General features: G+C 40.6%; 3 protein-coding genes and 1 pseudogene. All 4 read left to right on the plus strand.

Annotated elements, in window-relative coordinates; translation table 11 throughout:
• Window positions 1-96: 96 nt before the first annotated feature.
• Window positions 97-948 (plus strand): ChaN family lipoprotein, encoded by an 852-nt coding sequence (locus FHQ23_RS11765; protein ID WP_139614489.1) that lies wholly within the window; start codon window positions 97-99, stop codon window positions 946-948.
• A gap of 2 nt (window positions 949-950) precedes the next feature.
• On the plus strand, window positions 951-3,089 hold the full coding sequence (locus FHQ23_RS11770; protein WP_139614490.1) for a prolyl oligopeptidase family serine peptidase: 2,139 nt from the start codon (window positions 951-953) through the stop codon (window positions 3,087-3,089).
• Complete coding sequence (locus tag FHQ23_RS11775) at window positions 3,086-5,371, plus strand: TonB-dependent receptor domain-containing protein (RefSeq protein ID WP_139614491.1); 2,286 nt, start codon at window positions 3,086-3,088, stop codon at window positions 5,369-5,371. The genes FHQ23_RS11770 and FHQ23_RS11775 overlap by 4 nt, the downstream gene beginning before the upstream one ends.
• Window positions 5,372-5,404: 33 nt before the next feature.
• Window positions 5,405-5,585, plus strand: a pseudogene (locus FHQ23_RS11780) (hypothetical protein); the annotation flags it as partial.

Genomic DNA, 5,585 nt, shown 5'->3' on the forward strand with positions numbered 1-5,585 from the left:
CTAAAGAAATAAGAAAACCTACTTGACTTGGATAAGGCCTGATATGATAATAACAATCAATATCATTATCAATATAAATTAAAACAATTTGTCTGTATGTATAAAAAACCTGCTTTCCTCAAGCACTTCTTATTAGGATTATTATTCTGTCTCTGCATAGGCTGCACCACTTTAGCTAGCAAACAACAAATTAAACCGCAGCAGGACATACAAAAAACTGTTTTTGATGTCAGCCAACAGCGCTATATCCAAATTGATGATTTAGTTGATCAACTGGCTGAAAGTAAAATAATTTTGATCGGTGAAAAACATACTGAAAAGAAACACCACCAAGCCCAACTACGGCTAATAACAATGCTGGAAGAGAGATCTTTGATCAGCAGTATTGCTCTAGAAATGTTTCCTTCTACAGCACAAACCGATCTAAACCGGGCTCAAACCGTCATTCGTCGCCAACCCGCGATATCGGATCACGAAATTGCCGCTCAACTGGATTGGGATTCAAAATGGGATTGGACCCAATACCGAACTTTGATCACTTACTTGTCCAGATCCAATATCAATATTTACGGTGCAAATTTAAGCCGTGAAGAAATCAATATCTTATTGCAGGGCGCTTATCCGCTACTGGGGGAGAAATCTACAACAACAAAAGTAAAACAAGCGATTAGGACCTTAATTGCTGAATCTCACGCAATAGATCATAGCGATCCGTTAATTGATCGATTAGTGGAGATCCAGCAATTCAAAGATCGCCGAATGGCTGAAACCTTACTTAAAAATAATAAACCAATTCTTTTTATCGGTGGGCTGCATCATATAAGAAAGTCCATCGGGGTTCCGCTACATTTAGCAGAATATTTAGAAAGTCATTATAAAGTTATCGCAATGGTTGAAAGTCTATCCGATATTGAGATGAATGATGCCGATTATATTTGGGTACTATAAAGATGAATATTATTCGGATCATTTTAGGCATTCTGGTCAGTTATGTTGCATCAGCCGCAATTGCCCAACCGCTCATTCCGACCAAAGTGCAAGCAGCAAATCCTGATCATGTTCAGCACAACGATCACTATGCTTGGCTAGCGGATAATCGCTATCAAGATGAAATTGAGCAAATTATCCGAGAGGAAAACCGCTACACACAAAATTTCCTTGCCTCGGAGCAAACTCTCAGACAACAACTGTCAAATGAAATCATCTCCCGTTCGCAGCAGCGTCCAACCGCATTATATTGGTCAGATAACGGCTATCATTATCGCCGATATAACCAAGGTTACCATCCTGTCTTTGAACGAAAATCCACTCAACATAGTCATTGGCACTTAATTGTTGATGGTGCACAACAAGCTGAAAACCATGCATATTATCAACTTAATATTCCGGTTATTTCGCCTGATAATCGACTTGCTTTAATTGCAGAAGATATTATCGGTAATGAAAATTATCAGATTTCACTTATCCATTTAGATAAATCAATGACTCCCAAAACAACGCTAGAAGTGAGCAATACTAGCGGAGAAATTGTTTGGGGAAAAAATAATCGCACTTTCTATTATTTACAACAAGCCTCTGAAACCGGCAACATTATCGGTTTATACCGGCATGTTATCGGCTTACCGCAAAGTGAAGACCATCTGATTTATCAGCAGAATTCAACGAATGGTCATCTGTCGATATCACTCTCTTCTTCTGGTCAGTATTTAATCTTAGATCTTAATAAACAAGATGGATCAGAGATATACACTCTAGATCTAATGCAATCCAATCCTGAAATAACACTGTTTGTGCCTGAAAAGATAGGATATGAATACTATTTGGATCATCATAATGACGGCTTCTACATTAAAAGTAACCATAATAATACTGAATTTGAATTATTCTATGCCAAAGACAAACAAGCAAAGTGGCAAACTGTTTATACCCCGCATAACGGCAGTACCCTCGAAAGTTTTACCTTGTTAAAACACTGGGTGATTGTCAAAGTGCGCAATCACGGTGTTCCTGAGCTATATTATTGGTCGATACCACACCATAGCAAGGTAGAAAAAATCCCGTTCCCGGATCCCAATTATTTAGTGAGCATACTACATGGGGATGGGCAGGATTCAGCGCATTTAACACTACGCTATAGTGCTTTGAACGTACCGCAAAGTATTGTGAAGTTTGATCTGCACCAACAACAATGGTTGGATATGCCTGAATCAGGCATCCATAATACCGCAGCCCAGCACTACCAAACTGAATATTTATTGATTCCGGTGCGTGACGGAATATCTGTACCGGTTACGCTGATTTATAAAAAATCACACTTCAAGAAAGGTAAAAATCCCCTGTTATTAACCGGCTATGGTGCTTATGGGTTCAGTATGCAACCGGTATACGGCACGGCTTATCGCAGCTTACTCGACAGAGGTTTTGTTTATGCAATAGCGCATGTCAGAGGCGGTGGTGAGTTGGGGCTTGCTTGGCACACCCAAGGGAGCAGGCAATTCAAATTGAACAGCATTCATGATTTTATTGATGTTGCTCAAATCTTACAATTAAAAGGTTATGCAGCGCCTGACCGCACTTATGCCCTTGGAGAAAGTGCCGGTGGATTGTTGGTTGCTGCTGCCGTCAATCAAGCACCACAGCTGTTTCGTGCCGTGGTGCTACAAGTGCCGTTTTTGGATATGTTAGCCACCCTCGGTAATCCAGCGACCAAAACAGATTCTGAAGTTGCAGAATGGGGCGACATTTCACAACCTGAAGAGTATCAATATATTAAAAGCTACTCACCTTATGAAAATATTCAGCCTCAACAGTATCCTTCAATCTTGATTATGACAGCCCAACAAGATCAACGGGTTCCATTTTGGGAAAGCTTAAAATATGCCGCTAAAATCCGACAGTATAATCTGGCTGATAGCGCAATTTTACTCAATATCGAACCCCATTCGGGCCATCGCGGTCGTTATGGCGGTGCAAGTCGCCAGATCAGAAGTCTTACCGCCTACACATTTTTACTCAAAATCGATCGCATTGCTAGCCAAAGTCATCTTATACCCAGCAATACACTTATTTATAACAAGGAAAAACAATGAATTATTCGATTATCAGCCGTTTTATTGCTTTAGTTTGCTGCGGTCTTCTTCCCGCTATCGGTGGCTATGCCGATCAAAGTTCGCAAGATGAATTACAACTTGATGACTTAAAAGTATTAGGTTCGCCGCGCACTACATCACAAAAAACGTTTAGTATTCCCGGCGCAGTCAGCGCAGTGGGTGAAAATAGAAAAATGCAATCATTAGACAGTGTAGTGCGAGCACTGCCGGGAACCTTTACCAACATCAACCCGACACAAGGTACGGTTAGCGTCAATATTCGGGGAATGACCGGTTTTGGCAGAGTCAACACGATGGTTGATGATGTTCCTCAAACTTTTTACGGTACTTCATCTAATTCCAGTAGTAAATATCATAGTGAAAACGGAGGATATGGACCCAGCAGCCAATTCGGCGTTATGATTGATCCGAATTTTCTGACCGGTGTCAGCGTCACTCGAGGATTCTCACAAGGTGCTCAAGGCGTGAATGCTTTAAACGGACACTCCAACCTACGTACCATCGGAGTCGATGATGTTGTTTTTGCCGACAGTAACATTGGTTTACTGTCAAAATATAATTACGGCACCAACGGATTAGGGCAAAATGCTATGTTGGCGGTGGCTAGCAAACGAGCTGCTTTCGACAACGGTTCAATAGGTGCAATGTTAGCCTATAGCGGCGGCAAAGAAAAAGCTAATTATAAACGCGGTGACGGCACACATTCGATTCAAAATGACTATGTTCGCCGTCTGGATCAATCGCCCCGCTCTTGGTTGGCGAAATTTGAACTATCCCCTTCCGCGCTACATAAAATTGAACTGGCTGCCCGTGGCTATCAAAACAGTGTCGGTGGTCGCCAAACAAAAAACAGTAATTATTATCTACGCTATAAGTTTGACCCGGCTAGCCCTTTCATTGATTTTACCTTGTTGAGCGCTTATACCGATAATCGCCAACTTTATGATAATGACGCCAACATTTGGCAACTGGATAAAGCGAAAACAGACAACCGTTCTTACTATCTGGATATCAACAATATTTCCACATTGCACTGGCAAGATTTCACCTCGAGTTTTACCTTAGGCAGTAGTGTTATGACTAACACCTATGCTAAAAAAGCCTTAGGTGTCAATAAAGACAACTATGATTATACGCCCTTTTCTCCTGTCGGCAGACAAACTATCTACAGCCTATATTTAATCAATGAATTAACCTATCAGAATTTCACATTAAATACCGGCTTGACCTATGTTGACGGTACGGTCCGAGGTCATAAAGGTTCTTGCCACGCTTTGGGCAGCAGCGATAATTCTTTTGCCGATTTGGGTTGTTTTCCAAAAAATGCCGCCAGTATGAAATTAAACAGCAAATCATTGCAGCCGTCAGTGATGCTATCCTGGGATTTAAACCCGTGGTTCAAACCGTTTATCAGCTATTCCCAATCTACTCGAATTCCGAATACCCAAGAAGTCTTCTTCAATAATGAAGGCAGCGGCTCAATGAATCCCTATTTAAAACCGGAACAAGCTAAGATCTATCAAATTGGTTTTAATACCGAAAAAGAAAACATATTCACAGATAATGATTTCTTAGGTTTCAAATTGACAGCCTATATTAATCATATAAAAAACTATATTCATAGCCAAAGTTTCTATATTACTCGCAGCGGTACTCGAATCACCGACCTAAATCACCCTGATTTATATGGAGATTTTCATGCACAAATGTATATTAACGCACTGAATCCTATTAAGCACAAAGGTATAGAAATTGCTTTAGAATATGATTCCGATACACTCTTTGCCAATTTATCCTATAGCCGACAAAAAACGGCTTTACCTTTAGATGTAAGCTCTTCAATCGGTACCGGATTCGGCACAACATCGATCACCTATCTACCGGAAGACTACGCTACGCTGACATTAGGCGGACGGTTTTTTGAGCGTGATTTAACCATCGGATCTATTTTTAAATACACCGGAAAGTCACGCCGCGAAGTGCCAAACGGGCTTGAAGTAGATAAATACGGCAATGATTCGCAAGCACTGCCGAAAATTCCGATTATTATCGATCTTTACGCCACATATCGACTCAACAAGCACGTCCTACTCAAAGCCTCGGTGCAAAATCTATCAAATAAAAATTATGTCGATGCATTAAATTCACTCAACTCAACCGGCTCACAAGTGGGGACCGATAGAGATGACAACTACGTTTACTCGTTTACTAATTCAGCACGTGGACGAACATTTTTATTAGGCGCTGAAATTCGTTTTTAATATCAACAATATTAACTAATTCAAGGAAAACTTATGAAAATAACCTACAAAACCACTGCTATGGTATGCTTACTGAGCTTGTTTACCGCTGCCTGCTCGTCAACCTCGTCTTCTTTTACTGAAGAAAAATCAAATACTACCACAGAAGTACCAAAATCTGAGGAACCTAAATCAGAAGAACCTAAACCAGAAGAACCTAAACCAGAAGAGCCTA

The sequence above is a fragment of the Testudinibacter crocodili genome (assembly GCF_006228025.1).
In the GTDB taxonomy this organism is placed as follows: Bacteria; Pseudomonadota; Gammaproteobacteria; order Enterobacterales; family Pasteurellaceae; genus Chelonobacter.

Bases quoted from the DNA above. Each gene is read 5' to 3' on its own strand.
- FHQ23_RS11775 (WP_139614491.1), top strand. From the start codon at position 3,086: ATGAATTATTCGATTATCAGCCGTTTTATTGCTTTAGTTTGCTGCGGT.
- FHQ23_RS11765 (WP_139614489.1), top strand. From the start codon at position 97: ATGTATAAAAAACCTGCTTTCCTCAAGCACTTCTTATTAGGATTATTA.
- FHQ23_RS11770 (WP_139614490.1), top strand. From the start codon at position 951: ATGAATATTATTCGGATCATTTTAGGCATTCTGGTCAGTTATGTTGCA.